This is a genomic window from Paraburkholderia phosphatilytica, from assembly GCF_003443895.1.
GTDB classification, from domain to species: domain Bacteria; phylum Pseudomonadota; class Gammaproteobacteria; order Burkholderiales; family Burkholderiaceae; genus Paraburkholderia; species Paraburkholderia phosphatilytica.
The window spans coordinates 1-17,099 of record NZ_QQOA01000048.1; the positions used below are offsets into that span (position 1 = coordinate 1).

Here is a 17,099-nt window from a genome sequence, read left to right on the forward strand (position 1 = left end):
TCGCTCTTGTTCACGACGGAATAATCGATCGGCTCGACCAGCCCCGCCTTCTCCGCGGCGAACGCGAAATCGCCTTCCACGTCGACCACGTCCCAGCTCACGTTGCCGCTGTCGACCATCGCTTTCAGCTTGCCGTAGTCCGTCGGGCCATCCATCAGCACGTTGATGCCCGTCTGCTGCGTGAACGGCTGCGCCCAGTCTTTCTGCTGCGACGACTGCGTGGTGCCGCCCCAGCTCGTGAACACGATCTGGCCGGCGGCGTACGCGGCCGGCGCCGACGCCACGGTCGCCGCGCACGCGGCGATCAGCGGCGCGATATACAGGGTCCATCTGCTGCTCATTGTCATTCTCCGATTCGACTGCGTAGTGGTGACGATGGGGCCGTGGCCGGCGCGCATTACGGTTGCCGCAGGCCAGCGGCGAGACGTGCGGAGGTAGTGCTCGGGGGCCCTGCGGTCGCGGTTTGCGGCTGGGCGAGATTATGGTATGCCATCATATGGCACGCGAAAAGCGCGTCAAAAATGTCGGCGGGCGAAGGTTTTCCACAGGTGTGTCAATTCGCGCCGGCGAGCTTGAAGATCGCCACCGCGCCTTTCAGCGTGGTCGCCTGTTCTTCGAGCGATTGCGCCGCGGCCGCCGCCTGCTCGACGAGCGCGGCGTTCTGTTGCGTCACCTGGTCCATCTGGTTGACCGCGAGGTTGACCTGCTCGATGCCGCGGCCTTGCTCCTCCGAAGCCGCGGCGATTTCCGCGACGATGTCGGACACCTGCTTGATCGCGTGCTTGACCTGTCCCATCGTTTCGCCCACGTCCGCGGCCTGCTTCGCGCCGCCCTGGATCATCTCGACGGACGAGCCGATCAGTTCCTTGATCTCCTTCGCAGCCGTGGCCGAACGCTGCGCGAGGCTGCGGACCTCGCTGGCCACCACTGCGAAGCCGCGGCCCTGTTCGCCAGCGCGCGCGGCTTCGACCGCGGCATTCAGCGCGAGGATGTTGGTCTGGAACGCGATGCCCTCGATCACGCCGGTGATTTCGGAGATCCGGTTCGAACTGCCGCTGATCTGGCCGATGGTCTGCACCATGCCGAGCACCGCTTCGTTGCCGGCGTCGGCCATGCCCGATGCGCGCGCGGCGAGCGTGTTCGCGTGACGGGCGTTGTCGGTGTTCTGTCGGACGGTCTCCGTCAGCTCGGTCATGCTCGCCGCCGTTTCTTCGAGCGAGGCCGCCTGCTGCTCGGTGCGCGACGACAGATCGAAGTTGCCGGCCGCGATTTCGCTCGATGCGATGGCGATGCCGTCGGTGCCGGCTCGCACGTGCCCGACGATCTTCAACAGGCTTTGATTCATCGTCTTGAGGCTCAGCATCAGCTGCCCGGTTTCATCCGTCGACGAGGTGTCGATGCGCGTCGTCAGATCGCCCTCGGCGACGCGCGTGGCGAGCGCGACGGCCTGTTTCAGCGGACGCGAGATGATGCGCGCAAGCCAGCCGCCCGCGAGAATCGCTGCCAGCACCGCGAGCAGCGACGAAGTCAGGATGGTCGCGTACATGCGCGTGCGCAGCGACTCGAGTTCGTTGCGGGTGGCGGTCATCCGGTCGCGCTCGTAGGCGTCCAGCTTGTCGACGGCCGCGATCAGCTTTTCCGTGCCGAGGTAGGAGCCGAAGCCTTCGGTCATCTCGGACAGGTCGCTCACATTGACCGTGAACTCGTCCACCTTCTTGCGCTCGTCCACCAGCGGATTCACGACCGTGCGCAGCCACGCGTCGTACTGCTGCTGCGCGTCGCCGGCGAGCGTCGCGCCGTCGGGCGTAGCGTCGATCGACCGCAACGCGGTGAGCCGCGTGCCGAAGTCGCCGCCGTGCTTGACGATCCATTCCTTGTGCCCGGGCTTGCCGTTCAGGTTGTTGGCCAGCACGGCCCACACGATGTTCAGGTAGTCCGCCGTGCCGTCCTTCAGCAGCAGCAGCACGTCTTCCGATGCCGCGATGTCTTTCTGCTTCTGGTCGATGGCCCGGATGCTGGACACGCAGATGCCGGCACTGATCGCGAAGGTCACGATCACGCTGGCGAATGCGATGCCAATCTTGCCGGCGATGGTCAGGTTCCGAATGCTTTTCATGGTCGTTGTCGTCGTCGTGATGAGGCGATGCCTGCGCCCTCGAGTCCCGGCTGGGCGCGTTGTAGAGGATTCCGGCGGGTGGTCGTCGTCTCGCAGATGATCTGCGGGCACGGCCTGCTGGACAGGTCAACGGCGCGTAATATGGTATGCCATATTATGGTTTACGCTAAGATCGTCACGGCTGGAAAGGTTGCGGAAGCATCGGGAGCCACGACGCAAAAGACTGGCGGCAGGCAGTGGTTACCCGAATGCGGTTCCCGGCAAAGCGGCCGTTATTGGAGAGATGGCGCAAAAAGAGGCGTCGGCTCCGGCACGAAGCGCATCGCATGTCGGCGCATGTCTTCCTCGATGCGCAGGGAACCGACAAACATGCAAAAGCGGAGTATTTCCATCAAGGCGCGTATTGGTCTGGCCATGGCGTTCCTTGCGGCCTTGCTAATTGCGACCGGCTCGTTGGGGCTGGTCGGCATGGGGCGCGCGAACAGTGCCTACCGCGACACCGTCGCGAACCAGATGCCCGGCGCGACCGATATCGACAATGCCGAGATCTTCGCCGCGCGTGCGCGGATGGCGCTGGATCGTGCTGCCTTCATGATCGGCACGCCGGACGCCGCCAAGACCGCGGAACGCGCGAGCATGCTGTACGACAAGTCGCACGCGTGGTGGGACCGCTACCGCGCGCTGCCGCGCGATGCGGAAGAAGACCGGATTGCCCACGACGTCCAGAGCAAGCGCGATATCTACAAGACGGCGCTCGACGACTTCGCGAAGATCGTCGCGGCGGGGGATCAGGCGCACGTTGCCGAGGGCGCGAACCATCTGCAGGTGACCTACGCCGCGCTGTCCGCTGCCGACGATACGCTGCGGCAATTTCAGGCGGACCAGGCCGCGCGAGGTTTCGACGACGCGCAGTCATCGTTCGGAACCCTGAGGATCGTGACGATCGTCGCGCTGTGCGCGGGTTTGCTCGCGGCGCTGGGCACGTATGTCAACCTGCGGCGTGCGATCGGCCGTCCGCTGGCTGAAGCGCTCGGGCACTTCGATGCGATCGCGGCGGGCGATCTGCGTCGCCCCGTGGCCGCGCGCACGCATGACGAAATGGGTCAGCTGCTGAGCGGTATCGCGAAGATGCAGCAGAGCCTGACGGACACGGTGCGTTCGGTACGTACCGGCAGCGAATCGATCGCGACGGCCATTCGCCAGATCTCCGCCGGCAATACGGATCTTTCTTCGCGCACGGAAGAGCAGGCGTCCGCGCTGCAGGAGACCGCGTCGAGCATGGAGCAGCTGACCGGCACGGTGAAGCAGAACGCGGAGAATGCGCGCCAGGCCAGCCAGCTGGCGTCCAATGCATCGGAAATCGCGAACCGCGGCAACGAGGTGGTGGGCCGCGTAGTCGGGACGATGGGCGACATCAACCACAGCTCGGCCCGAATCGCCGACATCATCACGATCATCGAAGGCATCGCGTTCCAGACCAACATCCTCGCGTTGAACGCGGCGGTGGAGGCAGCGCGCGCGGGCGAGCAGGGCCGCGGCTTCGCGGTGGTCGCGGGCGAGGTGCGCAGCCTGGCGCAACGCTCGTCGGCGGCGGCGAAAGAAATCAAGGAGCTGATCGATAACTCGGTGGCGTGCGTGCAGTCGGGATCGGCGCTGGTCGGCGAGGCGGGACGCACGATGGGCGACATCATCGGCGCGGTGCAGCGCGTGACCGACATCATGGGCGAAATCGCGGCGGCGTCCGAAGAGCAGAGCAACGGCATCGACCAGGTTGCGCGCGCCGTCACGCAGATGGACGAAGTCACGCAGCAGAATGCCGCGCTCGTCGAGGAGGCGGCCGCGGCTGCGCACTCGCTCGAAGATCAGGCGGCCGGTCTCAACCGGGCCGTGCAGATCTTCTCGATCGATGCGCGTGGCGCGTTCGCTTAGTCTGCGTAGGGTCTGAGACGGCTGACGGTGCAGGGCGCATGCCGCGCCGTCAGTGCTCGCTGCGCTCGCCCGACGATTCCCGCGCCACCAGCGTCGGCAACGCTGGCGCGACCGATGCCGCGCCGCCCGCGCCGGCCAGATGCGCGAACAGCAGGTCGACGGCCTGTGACGCCATGTCGTCCAGATGCAGATCGACGGCGGTCAGCGGCGGCCGGCAACTGCGCGCGCGCGTGCCGTCGTAGCGCGTGACGACCTTGATGTCGCCGGGCACGCGTCGCCCATACCCGACGATCGCCTGCACCGCGCCGACCGCGAATGCATCGACGAGTGCGCACAGGCCATCCACGTCCGGATGCTCTTCAAGCAGGCGCGCGCTGGTCGCGTAACCGGCCGCTTCCCCGCCCGATTCATCCGCGACCGCGATGACCGGCGCCATTCGATGTGCCGCGCAGAAGCGCTCGTACGCGTCGCGCGCTTCGATGTACGAGTTGCGCTGCTGCGCGCCGACGAGCAGCGCGATCCGTTTGCAGCCTTGCTCGTGCAGATGGTTCAGCAGCAGCGCGGTGGTCGCCGATGAATGGATGTCGACGTAGGGCACCGCATCGTTGCCCGGCTGACGGCCGAGACACACGACGGGCAGGCCGCGCTCCTGCAGGTGCGCGACGTTCGCATCGTCGGCAGTGGGTTCGATGACGATCGCGCCGTCGATGTCGAGCTGTTCGAGCGGCAGGCGGCCCGCCATCATCGGCGGCACCAGCGCGAGCGCGAGCCCACGGGTGAGCGCGGCGGCCGCGGCGACGGCGGCCACCTCCATCAGGAAGCCGAGCCGCGACGCGCCGCCCGCGATCTCGAACGGCATCGATGAGATCAGCGCGATCGTATGCGCCTCGCCCGTGCGCAACCGTTGCGCGCGCACGCTTGGCCGGTAGCCGAGCGCGCGGGCGGTGTCCTTCACGCGTTCGCGCGTGTGCGGATCGACGTAGCCCTTGTCGTTCAGCGCATGCGAGACTGTCGTTGTCGAGACGCCCGCGGCGCGCGCGACGTCGGCGATGGTGGGCCGCTGCCTGGCCTTGCCCGCGGTTGGGTCCGGCTCGTTGCTCGCGTCTTTGCCAGCGGTTTTGCCCGGCTTTTTGCTGTTTCTTTCCACGTCACTCCCGCTCCGATGGCGGATTCTCTCACGCGTGCGCCGCCCGTTCATCTGACGAATGAGCGGCGCCCGAAGCGGGAAAACCCTGCCGATTTCCCCGCTTGACAACCGAAAAATGTAGGTTGATTCTACAGTCGCAAATCGATTTGGGGCAGTCGCCCATTTTTTAAATCTCGATCCCAAATCGATTTGGGACGCGAAACCGCCGAAACCGGACGAACTCAGGTCCGCGCGGCGCACAGGAGGCAACACTGTCATGGTTCACGTACCGTCGGTCCATGCCGTCGACGAGCGCCTGCCGCTCGCGAGGCTCTTTCTGTTCGGGTTGCAGCACGTGCTGGTCGTGGCGGCGTCGCCGATCACGGCGGTGTTTCTGGTCGCGAAAGCGCTCGGGCTCTCGTCCGCGCTGACCGTCGACCTGATCAGCGCGACCTTCCTCGTCTGCGGTCTCGGCACGCTGCTGCAGTCGTTCGGGCCGCTGAAATTCGGTGCGCGTCTGCCGTTCATCATGGTGCCGGGCGGCGCGCCGGTCGTGCTGTTCGTGCTGATCGCGCAGCAGACGGATCTCGCCACCGCCGCCGGCGCGACGATCCTGACCGGCGTGTTCTATTTCCTGCTGCTGCCGGTGTTCGCGCGCTGTCTGAAGTTTTTCCCGCGCATCGTGATCGGCACGATGCTGATCCTCGTCGCCGTGAACCTGATCCGCATCTACGGCGTGGTGATCGTCGGCAAGCCAGGCACGGCCGAGTTCGGCAGCCCGGCCGGCATCGGTCTCGCGCTGGCCACGGTCGGCTTCACGGTGCTGTTCGCGAAGCTGTTCAAAGGCATGCTCGGCCAGTTGGCGGTGCTGCTCGGCCTGCTCGCCGGCGCGGTGCTCGCCTGGTCGCTTGGGCTGATGAGCTTCGCGGATGTGTGGAGCGGCGCGATCGTCACGATGCCCACGCCGCTGCCGTTCGGCATCCCGCATTTCGACGTGCTGGCCGCGCTGCCGCTGCTGATTTTCAGCGTGATCTCGATGGCCGAAGCGACGGGGCAGACGGTGGCGATCGCCGAAGTGGTCGACAAGGAGATCGATCCGCAAACCGAGGTGCCGAAGACGATTCGCGGCGATGCGCTGATGTCGATCATCGGCGGCGTGTTCGGCACGTCGCTGATCATCACGAGCAGCGAGAACATCGGCATCGTGCAGGCGACCGGCGTGCGCTCGCGCTTCGTCACCGCGACGGCGGGGGCGCTGCTGGTCGTGATCGCGTTGCTCGCGCCGCTCGGGCGGCTCGCGAACGCGATCCCCGCGCCGGTGGTGGGCGGCACCGCGCTGATCGTGTTTTCGATCATCGGCGTGATGGGCATCAACCTGCTGCGGCAAGTCGATCTGCGCTCGCGCGCCAACATGTACACGCTCGCCGCCGCGCTGACGATGGGCGTGCTGCCGATCGTCGTGCCTGGCCTCTATGGCCGCTTTCCCGCCACGTTGCAGATCGTGCTCGGCAACGGTCTCGCGATGGGCGCGCTGACCGCCGTCATCGTCAATGCGCTGTTCGAGCATCTGCACTGGCGTGGGCGCGACGCCGCCAATGACCGTCGCGCCGACCCAGGCGCGCGCCTCGAAGCGGTCATCAACGACAACCATTCGTGCCACTGAATCCCGTTCACCGGAAACGCCATGCTCATGAATACTGCTTCTCTCACGGCCGCCGATCTGCAGGGCGCGTTGAAATCCGACACGCTGCTGCTCGTGCCCGGCCACGTGCTGCTCGCCGACGGTCCTACGCGCGGCTACGCCGTCGTCGTCTCGGGCGGCAAGTTCACCGCGGTCGGTCCCGCCGACGAGATCGTCGCGAGCCATCCGCATCTCGAACCGCTCGCGCTGCCGGACAAGCTGCTGATGCCGGGCTTCATCGACGCGCATCATCATCTGACGCAGTCGTTCGGCAAAGCGCTCGCGTTCGGCGAGCCGTCGGAGATCTACCGGCGCATCTGGGTGCCGCTCGAAAACTGTCTCGACGAAAACCTCGTGTATCTGTCCGCGAAGCTGGCCGCGCTCGAAGCGCTGCGCGGCGGCTTCACGACGGTCTGCGATGCCGGCACGCGCGCGAGCGGCGACGCTGCGACGATCGCATCCGCGACCCAGGAAGTCGGGGTGCGCTGCGTGCTTGGTTTGATCTGCAACGATCTCGCCGACGACATCGACGCCCGCGCGCGTGCCGCGATCGTCGTGCGCGCGCAGCAGCATCTGGCGCGCTGGGACGGCCATGCGCTCGTGCATCCGTCGCTGGCGATCTCGGTGCCGGAAGCCGGTTCGGACGGCATGCTGCAGACCGTTGCCTCGATGTGCGCGGAAGCGGACGCGGTGTTCCAGACCCACGCGAACGAGCACCTCGCTGCCGTCGAACGCTCGATCGTGCGGCGCAGGATGCGGCCTATCGAGCATCTGCATTATGCGGGCGCGCTCGGTCCGCACACGCTGATCGCCCACGCGACGCTCGTCACGCCAACGGAACTGAATCTGCTCGCGAGCACGGGTGCAGCCGTCAGCTACAACCCGGTCGCGAGTTCGTGGAAGGGCAATGCGATTGCGCCTGCATTGCAGATGGCGGCGCTCGGCATCCGCTTCGGCCTCGGCACCGACGGCACGCGCAGCGACGCGTTTCGCCTGCTCGATGCGGCCGAAACCGCGCAGCGTTTCGCGTCGGGTCTTGCCACCGGCGATTCGTCGTGCGGCGCGGGCACGTTATGGCTCGATCGCGCGCTGCGCGGCGGCGCCGATGCGTTGCGCCTGCAGGGCCGCATCGGCGAAATCGCACCCGGAAAAGCCGCGGACTTTCTGCTGGTCGATCTCGATGTGCCGGAAATGCGGCCGTCGTGGGATCTGACGTGGGAGCTGGTGAGACTGGCGAACCGCAGCCAGATCGACGCGGTCTTCGTCGGCGGAAAGCTGCGGCTGTGGCAGGGCTGGCCGACGGATTGGGACGCGCGCGCGTTCCTGCATGAAGTGGCCGAAATCGCGAGCGCGGCAGTGGCGCGCGCGCCGATCCAGCGTGTGCATGGGGCGCCATCGTTGCAACCCGTCCCGCAGACGTCCTGTGCAACCTTCGATTGAGTGAGCCGAACGTGAGTCTGACTGTGTTCTTCTTCCTTGCCGCGACCGTTGCCATCGCTGCTTTCATCCAGGGCGCGGTCGGTGTCGGCTTCGCGTTGATCTGCGCGCCGGTGATCGGCCTGATCGAACCTGGGCTGTTGCCGGTATCGCTGTTGATGCTGATGCTGCCGTTGAACGTCTATCTCGCGTGGCGCGAACGGCCCGCGCTGGATTCCGGCGGCACCGTGTGGATCACCGTCGGCAGAACGGCGGGTGCGGTCGCGGGCGTGTGGATCATCTCGCGCATCTCGGCACACGACCTGAACCTGTTCATCGGCGCATCGACGATCGCCGCCGCCGTCGCGACGCTGTGCGCGCCGCGCTTCACGCCGAACCGCCATGCGCTGGTGGCGGCCGGCGCCGTGACCGGCATTACCGAGACCGCGACCGGCATCGGCGGGCCCGCGCTCGCGATGGTGTTCCAGCACTACCGGGCGTCCGCGCTGCGTTCCACCATCGCGCTGTGTTTCGCGATCGGCGAGGCGCTGTCGCTCGCGATGCTGAGCGTGACCGGCCAGATCACCGGAGCGAAATTCACGTCCGCGCTGCTGCTGGTGCCGCCGGTGATCGCCGGCGCGTTCATCAGCCAGCACGTGCATCAGCGGCTCAATGCCAAAGTGTTGCGCATCAGCGTGATGGCGTTCGCCATCGTGTCCGGCGCGGCGATCCTGTATCAAACCCTGTCGTCCGCATCGCATTGATCTGACGCCGGCGTCGTGCCGGCCCAATTCCTTTCTGTCGATCGAAGAGGCCCTTATGAACAAGAGTCGGGTTGCGCTCGCCCTTTGCCTGGCCGCCGGTGCGGCCAACGTCCGCGCGCAGAGCAGCGTCACGCTATACGGCAGCATGGATGCGGGTGTCGGCTATGTGAGCAATCTGCATGGCGGCCACGCATTCATCGCCGAGCAGGGCACGTTTCAGGCGGACCGCTGGGGCTTGACTGGCGTGGAGGATCTGGGCGGCGGCCTGAAGACGGTATTCAAGCTCGAATCCGGTTTCTCGACGATCAGCGGCGCGATGTCGAGCGCCGGCACGCTGTTCAACCGGCAGGCGTATGTCGGTATCAGCTCGGACCGCTTCGGCACGATCACGCTCGGGCGTCAGACCGATTTCCACTTCGAGATGGTCGGACCGTTTTCGAACGCGCAGTCACTTGGCGATTTCTCCGCGTTTCATCCGGGCAATATCGATGGACTGGGCAACACGGTGCCGGTCGAACTGTCGAACACGGTCAAGTATCGCAGCCCGACGATTGCTGGCCTGAACTTCGGCGCGATGTATGGCTTCACCAATCAGTCGAGCAGCACCGCGGGGCGCACGATGAGTTTCGGCGGGACCTATGGCTACGGTCCGGTCAAACTCGCGGCCGCGTATTCCGAATACCACGACCGCACGTTGAATCTGGCGAGCGGCCTCGGCCTGACGAGTTTCGAAGGCGAGAACCTGAGCAGCAACGCGGCGTTCGTCGCCGATGCGGTGCGTAACGCCGGCATCGGCGGCAGCATGCAGCTGGGCCGCGTGCAGCTGCATGCGGTCTTCACCGACGTGCGCATCGAGACGTCCGGACACGCGGAGCACTACCGCGCGATCGACGGCGGCGCGAACGTGCAGATCACGCCCGCGTATATGATCGGCGCGGGTGCATGGACGACGACGCTCGCGGGGCATCGATGGACCCAGGTGACGCTCGCGAACGTCTATTCGCTGTCGAAGGCGACGCAGCTGTACGCGGACGTGATGGTGGAGCAGGCAGGGTCGGGCGCGGTGGCGGACACGATCGGCATCGGGCCTGCGTCGACGGGCCGGCAGACGGTGATATTGACGGGCATCCACCACCTGTTCTAAAAGCCGGCCGGTGATATTACGGCATCCTTATGTCTTTGCGATCGCGTCGAGCGCGAACGGCGTGGTGCGCAACCGTTTGCCGGTCAACCGGAACACGGCGTTCGCGACAGCGGGTGCGACCGACGGGCTTGACAGTTCGCCGACGCCGCCAGGCTTGCCGGGCGCACCCTGCACGATCTGGATATCGACTGACGGCATATCGGCCATTCGCATCACGCGGTACGTATCGAAGTTGCGTTGCGCGACCTGTCCATGACGCAGCTCGATGTGATCGAACATCGCATGACCCATGCCCCACATGAGGCCGCCGTACAGCTGCTCTTCGACGCCGGCCGGCGACACGGCCAGGCCGCAGTCGGCAACACACGTCAGGCGTTCCACCACCACGCCGTCGCCGCGTTTCGCGACGCGCGCGATCACCGCGATATAGCTGTCGTACGCGCGATTCGTCGAGATGCCGAGCGCGGTGCCCGGCGGCAGCGAGTCATGCCAGCCGGCGCGTGCGGCCGCTTCGCGCAGCACGTGTGCGTGGCGCGGATCGTCGCGCAGCTGCGCGAGCCGGAACGCGAGCGGATCGCGCTGTGCCGCATGCGCGGCTTCATCGACGAACGACTCGACCGCGAACACGTTCGGGATGTAGCTGACCGCGCGATACCAGCCGGTCGGCACACCGGTTTCGTGCCGCACCCAACCGATATCGAGGCGCGGCGCCGTGTACGCGAATTCGCGATCGTTGATCGCTTCGGTCGTGCTGTAGTCCATCCGGTCGGGACGATCGAAGTAGCCCGGTTCCCACTGCTCGGGCGAGGCCGGCATCACCGCGCGCAATTCGAACGATGCAAGCTGGCCTGCGTTATCCAGTGTGCCGCGCACGCGATGATGGCTGGCCGAGTGATAGAACAGCGCGCGCATCTCGTCTTCGCGGCTGTTCATCAGCTTGACCGGCACGCCGGTCTGCATCGCGAGCCACGTGGCTTCGAACAGCCAGTATTTCGATTCGCGCGAACCGAAGCTGCCGCCCGACACGAGCTCATGAATCGTCACGCGTTCGACCGGGATGCCGGCGATCACGTCGGCGGCTTCCTGCGCGGTGGACGGCACCTGGATGCCGCCCCAGTACGACATGCCGCCGTCTTTCGCCCACACGGTCACGTTGATCGGTTCGAGCGCGTTCTGCGCCTTGTACGGCATCGTGTAGGCCGCTTCGATCGCGCGCGTGCCGGATGCACCCGACGGGGTTTGCGTTCCAGTGAGGATCGTGTGCACGACCCGCGCGTCCGGCTGGTCGAGCCATGCGGCCTGCGCGGCGGGCAGCGTCGCGCTGTCGAAGGTTTCCATCGGGCTGTCTTCCCATTCTACCTTCAGCGCCGCCTGCCCCTGATGCGCGGACCAGTAGTCGTCGGCGAGCACCGCGACACCCGCCTGATTGCCGCCCAGCACATCCGGCCGGCCGGGAATCTGCAGCACTTGGCGCACGCCCGGCACCTTCAGCGCATCGGTCGAATCGACGTGACGCACGCGTGCATCGATGACCGGCGCGCGCGTGACGACGGCCACCAGCATGCCCGGCAGCCGTACGTCGACGCTGTACGGAAAGCGGCCCATCGCTTTCTGCCGCGCGTCCCGCTTCTTCTGCAGCTTGCCGATGTATCGGAACTGCGCGGGATCTTTCAGTACAACGTGTTGCGGTGCCGGAAGCTGCGCGGCGGCCTGCGCGAGCGACCCGTAGGTGGCGTGCCGCCCGCTGCCGGTATGGAGTACTTCACCGTCGTTCGTCGTGCACGACTCCACGGGCACGTTCCATTGCGCTGCCGCCGCGCTGACGAGCATCGCGCGAGCGGTCGCGCCCGCATGCCGCAGCCGGTCGTATTCGAGCGAGACGCTGGTGCTGCCGCCCGTCGAAAATACTTTCCACAGCGGATGAATGTAGGCGGGGAAGAATGGATTCTCGGGCGTGATCACGTCGACGCGCAGCGGATCGACATCGAGTTCTTCGCCGACCACCGCGGCGAGCGCGGTGTGCGTGCCGGTGCCCGAATCGTGCTTGTGCACGACGAGCTTCACGCTGTTGTCCGGCAGCACGCGCACCCATGCATTCGGTTCGAACTCGCCCGGCTGCGGCGCGGGGTCGCCGCTCGCGGAGGCCAGTGCTTTCGAAGGCTCCGGCAGGCGGCATCCAACCGCGAGCCCCGCTGCGACGAGTGCCGAACCCTGCTTCAAGAAGCGGCGCCGCGCGTCTTCATGCGGCGTGCGCGCGAGTGGAACGTGAGCGCGCATCATGCGTCTCCTTCGCGTGCGGGTTCGACGCCGGCCGCGCGTTTGATCGCGCGGCGGATGCGGCCGTAGGTGCCGCAGCGGCACAGGTTGCCGGACATCGCGGCGGTGATCGATTCGTCGTTGACCACGGGCTTGCCGTGCAGGAACGCCGCCGCCGACATCAGTTGTCCAGACTGACAGTAGCCGCATTGCGGCACGTCCTCGGCGACCCACGCAAGCTGCAGCGGATGCGTGCCGTCGGCGGAGAGTCCTTCGATCGTCGTGATGTGCCGGCCCGCGACTGCCGCGATCGGCAACTGGCACGCGCGCACGGCCTCGCCTTCCAGATGCACCGTGCAGGCGCCGCAAAAGCCGCCGCCGCAGCCGAACTTCGTGCCGGTCAGATGCAGCCGGTCGCGCAGCACCCACAAGAGCGGCATGTCTTCGGGTACATTGTCGAGCTGATGCGGCTGGCCGTTGATCGTGATCTCGATCATCGCGGTCTCCTCAACTTCGTGAAGTACGTTCGATGTCGGGCGGAGCGCTACATCGAAGCGGTACGGATGAGGGCATTATCGAAAACGCGCCGCCGGCAACGCCAGCGACAATTTCTGCGGACGCCGGTCAGTCCGGCTAACAGTCATGCTGAAACGCTATCCGTCGATCCAGTCGATGCAGGCCTTTCTCGCGGCGGCGCGGGCGCGCAGCTTTTCGGCCGCCGCGCGGCAGCTCGCGTTGACGCATAGCGCGGTGAGCCAGCAGATCCGCACGCTCGAAGACTTCGTCGGGCAGCCGCTGTTTCTGCGCGCGGGCGGCCGGGTCGAACTGACCGATGCGGGTGTGCTGTTCGCGAACCAGCTCGCGGACGGCTTCGAGCGCATCGATCATGCACTGTCGTCGGTGCGCGAGCGCCGCGTGCCGAACCGCCTGATGCTCGACGTCGATCCCGAGCTCGCGCAGAACTGGCTCGAAGCGCGCCTGCCCGAACTGGTGGCGGCGCTCCCCGATACCACGCTGACCGTGCTGTCCGCACCGCGGCACGAGCGCGGCGTGTTCGAGCGGGTGGACCTCGCGCTGCGCTACGGCTATGGCGAGTGGGACGGATTCGAGAACACGCTGATCTGCGGCGATCTGCTGACCGCGGTGGCATCGCCGGCTTTACTGGCCCGCTACGGGTTAACCGCGCCGCTCGATCCGGACGTGTTGATGCGCCTGCCGCTGCTTGGCTATACGAAGCGTTCGTGGATCCCATGGCTGACCGCCGCGGGTCTCGATGCGGTCGAACCGCAAGCGGTCGCGGTGTTCGACAATGCGGCCGGATTGATCGCGGCCGCGGCTTCAGGCGTGGGCGTCGGGCTCGCGCGCGGGCTGCTCGCGGCGGATTTGCGGCGCGCAGGCAAGCTCGTCGCGCTGACCGACGTGTCGATCCCGACGCACTACAACCTGTACGCGGTATGGCCGCGCGACAAGACCGCGCGTGTCGCGCCGATCGTCGAGCTGGTGACGGCGATGGCGACCCGCGCGCAGAACGGCGGCTGATTTAGCGTAACGGACCGGGCGCTACGCGGCGCCTGAGCCGCTGCCCTGCATCGCAGCGGCGGCTTCGCGTACGGTCGCGAGAAAGAGCGCGAGCACCGGCGACGTATCGTCGGCACGATAGCGCGCATGCATCGACACATCGGGACACGGCGCCGCGAGCGGCCGGAACGCGACCCCGCCGGTCGCGAGCTGGCGGGCGGAAGCCGGCAGCAGCGCCACCCCCAGACCTTCGCGCACGAGACACAGCAGCGTGTGCACTTCCACCACTTCCTGTTCGATGTCCGGCGTGAAGCCCGCTTCGACGCAGCAGTCGTGCAGATAGCGCGCGAGCTGCGACTGCTGGCGTCCGAACGAAATGAAGCGCTCGCCCGCAAGCTCGCAGAGCGCGAGCTGCGGCTGCGCGGCGAGCGGATGCGCGTCGGGCAGCACCGCGACCGCGGGTTCACGCATCACGACCTCGCTGCGAATCTCGGGGTCTTCGTGCATCACGCGAAAGAAGCAGATGTCGAGCCGCTTCTCCTTCAACGCCTGGATCTGCGCGGCGGGTGTCATTTCATGCAGCGTCCAGCGCACCTGCGGGTGACGCGTGTCGAAGTCGCGCAGCGCGCGCGGCAGCGGATCCACCATCGCCGAGCTGATGATGCCGATCGCGAGGCTGCCCGCTTCGCCGCGGCCCGCGCAGCGCGTGAGGTCGATCGCGCGTTCGAACTGCGCGAAGATCAGCGGCACCTGTTCCTTCAGTGTTTTCCCTGCCTCGGTGAGCTCGACGCGATGTTGCGAGCGCACGAACAGCGCGGTGCCCATCTCTTCTTCGAGGATGCGGATCTGCTGGCTGAGCGGCGGCTGCGAGATATGCAGCCGCGTGGCCGCGCGACCGAAGTGCAGTTCGTCGGCGAGCACGGCGAAGTAACGCAGCAGACGCATGTCCATATCGGCAACGTATCAAGAAGGGGTCCAAAAAATATTGTACAGAGCCAATTCGTTTTGTGAGACTGCATCGCAAGCAGCAGTGCACATCAGTGTGACACTCGATGCCGGCGAGGGGGAAGCGCGACGCTGCGCTTCGTGAAGGGCCGTCATTGACCGCGTGCCGGGTGCGTTCCACGGGTTCTTCCCAGGGTTCGTTCCGATGCGCGGTCAGGTGGCGCGATGGGCCTGACCGCGACACGGCACCGGCTTCGCCGGCGCCTCCCCGTGTCGGCCAGAGTGAGCCCTCGAATGCTCGCTCCGGTCCCATGCAACCTCGTTGCTGAGATCGAGCACATGATCATCGATTTGAGCTGTTATCCGACCAATCTGGTCGACCTCGCGTGGCGCCACGACGGCGCACCGTTCTCCGGCGAGCGTCTGATCGAGATGATGGACGGTCCCTACCTCGTCAACGGCAAACCTCGCCGCATCGACAAGGCGTTCATCCAGCCCCCGCAGGGCAACACCATCTACACGTGGACCGACGGCGAGCTGTCCGGCCGCGAGTCGATCGACGCGTACATGGCGTACACGGTCGAGCTGACGAAAAAGTATCCGGACCGTCTGATCGGCTGCTTCGTGTACAACCCGCGCTGCGGCCCCGAGGCGGGCGCCGAGGCGATCGAGTTCTACGCGAAGGAGCACGGGTTCCGGATGGTGCAGCTGCAGGCCAACATGCACGCGTATCGTCCGGACCGTGCGCTCGACTGGCTGCGTCCGGCGCTGCGCAAGTGCGCGGAGCTGAACCTGCTGGTCAAGCTGCACACCGGCGATGGCCCGTACAGCATTCCGACCGAGTGGTATCCGCTGATCCGCGAGTTCCCGACGGTCAACTTCATCCTCGCGCACTTCGGTGTGCAGACGGGCGGCGTGTACTGCTTCGAGCCCTACCAGATGGCGCTCGATGCGCCAAACGTCTACTGCGAATCCGGCTGGTGCCTGCAGTCGCGCATCGTCGAATTCGCGAAGGTGCTGCCGAAGCACAAGATCCTGTTCGGCACCGACACGCCGCCGAACGAGCCGGGCATGTGGCTGCGCCTGCTCGAAGTGCTGTGTCACGAGCCGCCGCAAGGGCTCAATCTCGATGAAGACACGCTCGAGGATTATCTCGGCAACAACGTGGCCAGGATGATCGGCCTCGAACCGACTGCGCCGCCGCGCAGCGTCGAGGAAGCACGATCCCGTCTGAACCTGTCGTCCGGCGCAGCGGCGAAGCGCGAGGGACTCACCGCCACCGCTGGAGCCCGCTGATGATCATCGATACCCACCTGCATCCGACCAACCTCGTCGACGAGGCATGGCGCCATACCGGCGAGCCGTTCACGGGCGAGCGTCTGATCAAGATGATGGATGGCCCGTACATGATCAACGGCAAGCCGCGCCGCATCGACATGGGCTTCATCCAGCCGCCGCCCGGCAATACCGGCTACCGCGACGGCAACCGCCGCGGCCGCGACGGCATTCGCGACTACATGTCGTACATCGCCGAGCTGACGCAGAAGTACCCGGACCGCTTCATCGGCAACTTCACGTACAACCCGCGCTGGGGCCCGGAGAACGGTGCGGCCGAGCTCGAATTCCACGTGAAGGAGTACGGCTTCAAGATGCTGAAGCTGCACGCGAACATGCACGGCTACCGGCCCGACCGCGCGCTCGACTGGCTGCGTCCCGCGATGAAGAAGTGCGCGGAGCTCGGTGTGGTCGTGCTGATCCACACCGGCGACGGTCCGTACACGATTCCGACGATGTTCTATCCGATCATCCGCGAGTTCCCGATGGTGAATTTCATCATCGGTCACTTCGGTATCCAGACGGGCGGCAACTATTCGTTCGAGGCGTTCTGGATGGCGATGGATACGCCGAACGTGTACTGCGAATCGGGCTGGTGCTTCCAGTCGCGGATCGTCGAGTTCGCGCGACAGCTGCCGCGCGACAAGATCGTGTTCGGCACGGACTCGCCGCCGAACGAGCCGGGCATGTGGCTGCGCGAACTCGAGGTGCTGTGCTCGCCCGCGCCGCACGGGATGGATCTCGACGAAGACGGTCTCGAGGACTACATGGGCAACAACATCGCCCGGCTGGTCGGCATCGAACCCTCGAAGCCGCCGAAGGACCTCGCCGAAGCGGAACAGCGGCTGAAGGTTAGCTACGTCTGATGC

General features: G+C 66.3%; 13 protein-coding genes and 1 pseudogene. 8 read left to right on the forward strand and 6 right to left on the reverse strand.

The genetic code is table 11. From position 1 onward, the window contains the following. Both DVS29_RS31830 and DVS29_RS31835 read right to left on the reverse strand, forming a co-directional pair. Positions 1-341 (reverse strand): annotated as a pseudogene (locus DVS29_RS31830) (ABC transporter substrate-binding protein); the annotation flags it as partial. 212 nt (positions 342-553) lie between these two features. After that, complete coding sequence (locus DVS29_RS31835; protein WP_118184513.1) at positions 554-2,116, reverse strand: methyl-accepting chemotaxis protein; 1,563 nt, start codon at positions 2,114-2,116, stop codon at positions 554-556. Positions 2,117-2,485: 369 nt separating this feature from the next. Here DVS29_RS31835 and DVS29_RS31840 point away from each other — a divergent pair, with 369 nt between their 5' ends. Further along, positions 2,486-4,045: a methyl-accepting chemotaxis protein gene (locus DVS29_RS31840; protein ID WP_118184514.1), complete on the forward strand. Its 1,560-nt coding sequence runs from the start codon at positions 2,486-2,488 to the stop codon at positions 4,043-4,045. Between the two features lie 49 nt (positions 4,046-4,094). Here the strand turns inward: DVS29_RS31840 and DVS29_RS31845 are convergent, their stop codons facing one another. After that, positions 4,095-5,192, reverse strand: coding sequence for a LacI family DNA-binding transcriptional regulator (locus tag DVS29_RS31845; protein WP_205962559.1), 1,098 nt, complete (start codon positions 5,190-5,192; stop codon positions 4,095-4,097). A 256-nt stretch (positions 5,193-5,448) separates the two neighbouring features. Here DVS29_RS31845 and DVS29_RS31850 point away from each other — a divergent pair, with 256 nt between their 5' ends. Genes DVS29_RS31850 through DVS29_RS31865 form a run of 4 tightly spaced genes read left to right on the forward strand, consistent with a single transcriptional unit; the run spans position 5,449 to position 10,176 of the window. Beyond that, positions 5,449-6,834, forward strand: coding sequence for a uracil-xanthine permease family protein (locus DVS29_RS31850; protein ID WP_118184516.1), 1,386 nt, complete (start codon positions 5,449-5,451; stop codon positions 6,832-6,834). A gap of 27 nt (positions 6,835-6,861) precedes the next feature. After that, positions 6,862-8,292 (forward strand): amidohydrolase family protein, encoded by a 1,431-nt coding sequence (locus DVS29_RS31855; protein ID WP_118184551.1) that lies wholly within the window; start codon positions 6,862-6,864, stop codon positions 8,290-8,292. A gap of 11 nt (positions 8,293-8,303) precedes the next feature. Next, positions 8,304-9,032: a sulfite exporter TauE/SafE family protein gene (locus DVS29_RS31860; protein ID WP_118184517.1), complete on the forward strand. Its 729-nt coding sequence runs from the start codon at positions 8,304-8,306 to the stop codon at positions 9,030-9,032. 55 nt (positions 9,033-9,087) lie between these two features. Beyond that, entirely contained in the window at positions 9,088-10,176 is a 1,089-nt protein-coding gene (locus DVS29_RS31865) for a porin (RefSeq protein WP_118184518.1), read from the forward strand. Between the two features lie 27 nt (positions 10,177-10,203). Here the strand turns inward: DVS29_RS31865 and DVS29_RS31870 are convergent, their stop codons facing one another. Then, positions 10,204-12,456: a xanthine dehydrogenase family protein molybdopterin-binding subunit gene (locus DVS29_RS31870; protein ID WP_420816179.1), complete on the reverse strand. Its 2,253-nt coding sequence runs from the start codon at positions 12,454-12,456 to the stop codon at positions 10,204-10,206. Then, positions 12,453-12,929 (reverse strand): (2Fe-2S)-binding protein, encoded by a 477-nt coding sequence (locus tag DVS29_RS31875; protein WP_118184520.1) that lies wholly within the window; start codon positions 12,927-12,929, stop codon positions 12,453-12,455. Before DVS29_RS31875 ends, DVS29_RS31870 begins: the two co-directional genes overlap by 4 nt. A 145-nt stretch (positions 12,930-13,074) precedes the next feature. Here DVS29_RS31875 and DVS29_RS31880 point away from each other — a divergent pair, with 145 nt between their 5' ends. Further along, positions 13,075-13,971: a LysR substrate-binding domain-containing protein gene (locus DVS29_RS31880; protein ID WP_118184521.1), complete on the forward strand. Its 897-nt coding sequence runs from the start codon at positions 13,075-13,077 to the stop codon at positions 13,969-13,971. 21 nt (positions 13,972-13,992) lie between these two features. On the opposite strand, the gene DVS29_RS31885 is transcribed toward DVS29_RS31880, so the two are convergent. Beyond that, the gene (locus DVS29_RS31885) at positions 13,993-14,901 is read right to left on the reverse strand and encodes a LysR substrate-binding domain-containing protein (RefSeq protein WP_118184522.1); all 909 of its coding nucleotides are present in this window, start codon (positions 14,899-14,901) and stop codon (positions 13,993-13,995) included. A gap of 333 nt (positions 14,902-15,234) precedes the next feature. Between DVS29_RS31885 and DVS29_RS31890 the strand changes: the two genes are divergently transcribed. After that, complete coding sequence (locus tag DVS29_RS31890; protein ID WP_118184523.1) at positions 15,235-16,191, forward strand: amidohydrolase family protein; 957 nt, start codon at positions 15,235-15,237, stop codon at positions 16,189-16,191. After that, complete coding sequence (locus tag DVS29_RS31895; RefSeq protein WP_118184524.1) at positions 16,191-17,096, forward strand: amidohydrolase family protein; 906 nt, start codon at positions 16,191-16,193, stop codon at positions 17,094-17,096. Before DVS29_RS31890 ends, DVS29_RS31895 begins: the two co-directional genes overlap by 1 nt. Positions 17,097-17,099: the final 3 nt, after the last annotated feature.

What these genes read in the sequence shown, in the direction of transcription:
- DVS29_RS31895 (WP_118184524.1), top strand. Translation starts at nt 16,191, where the DNA reads ATGATCATCGATACCCACCTGCATCCGACCAACCTCGTCGACGAGGCA.
- DVS29_RS31890 (WP_118184523.1), top strand. Translation starts at nt 15,235, where the DNA reads ATGATCATCGATTTGAGCTGTTATCCGACCAATCTGGTCGACCTCGCG.
- DVS29_RS31870 (WP_420816179.1), bottom strand. Translation starts at nt 12,456, where the DNA reads ATGATGCGCGCTCACGTTCCACTCGCGCGCACGCCGCATGAAGACGCG.
- DVS29_RS31885 (WP_118184522.1), bottom strand. Translation starts at nt 14,901, where the DNA reads ATGGACATGCGTCTGCTGCGTTACTTCGCCGTGCTCGCCGACGAACTG.
- DVS29_RS31855 (WP_118184551.1), top strand. Translation starts at nt 6,862, where the DNA reads ATGAATACTGCTTCTCTCACGGCCGCCGATCTGCAGGGCGCGTTGAAA.
- DVS29_RS31865 (WP_118184518.1), top strand. Translation starts at nt 9,088, where the DNA reads ATGAACAAGAGTCGGGTTGCGCTCGCCCTTTGCCTGGCCGCCGGTGCG.
- DVS29_RS31835 (WP_118184513.1), bottom strand. Translation starts at nt 2,116, where the DNA reads ATGAAAAGCATTCGGAACCTGACCATCGCCGGCAAGATTGGCATCGCA.
- DVS29_RS31880 (WP_118184521.1), top strand. Translation starts at nt 13,075, where the DNA reads ATGCTGAAACGCTATCCGTCGATCCAGTCGATGCAGGCCTTTCTCGCG.
- DVS29_RS31875 (WP_118184520.1), bottom strand. Translation starts at nt 12,929, where the DNA reads ATGATCGAGATCACGATCAACGGCCAGCCGCATCAGCTCGACAATGTA.
- DVS29_RS31850 (WP_118184516.1), top strand. Translation starts at nt 5,449, where the DNA reads ATGGTTCACGTACCGTCGGTCCATGCCGTCGACGAGCGCCTGCCGCTC.
- DVS29_RS31840 (WP_118184514.1), top strand. Translation starts at nt 2,486, where the DNA reads ATGCAAAAGCGGAGTATTTCCATCAAGGCGCGTATTGGTCTGGCCATG.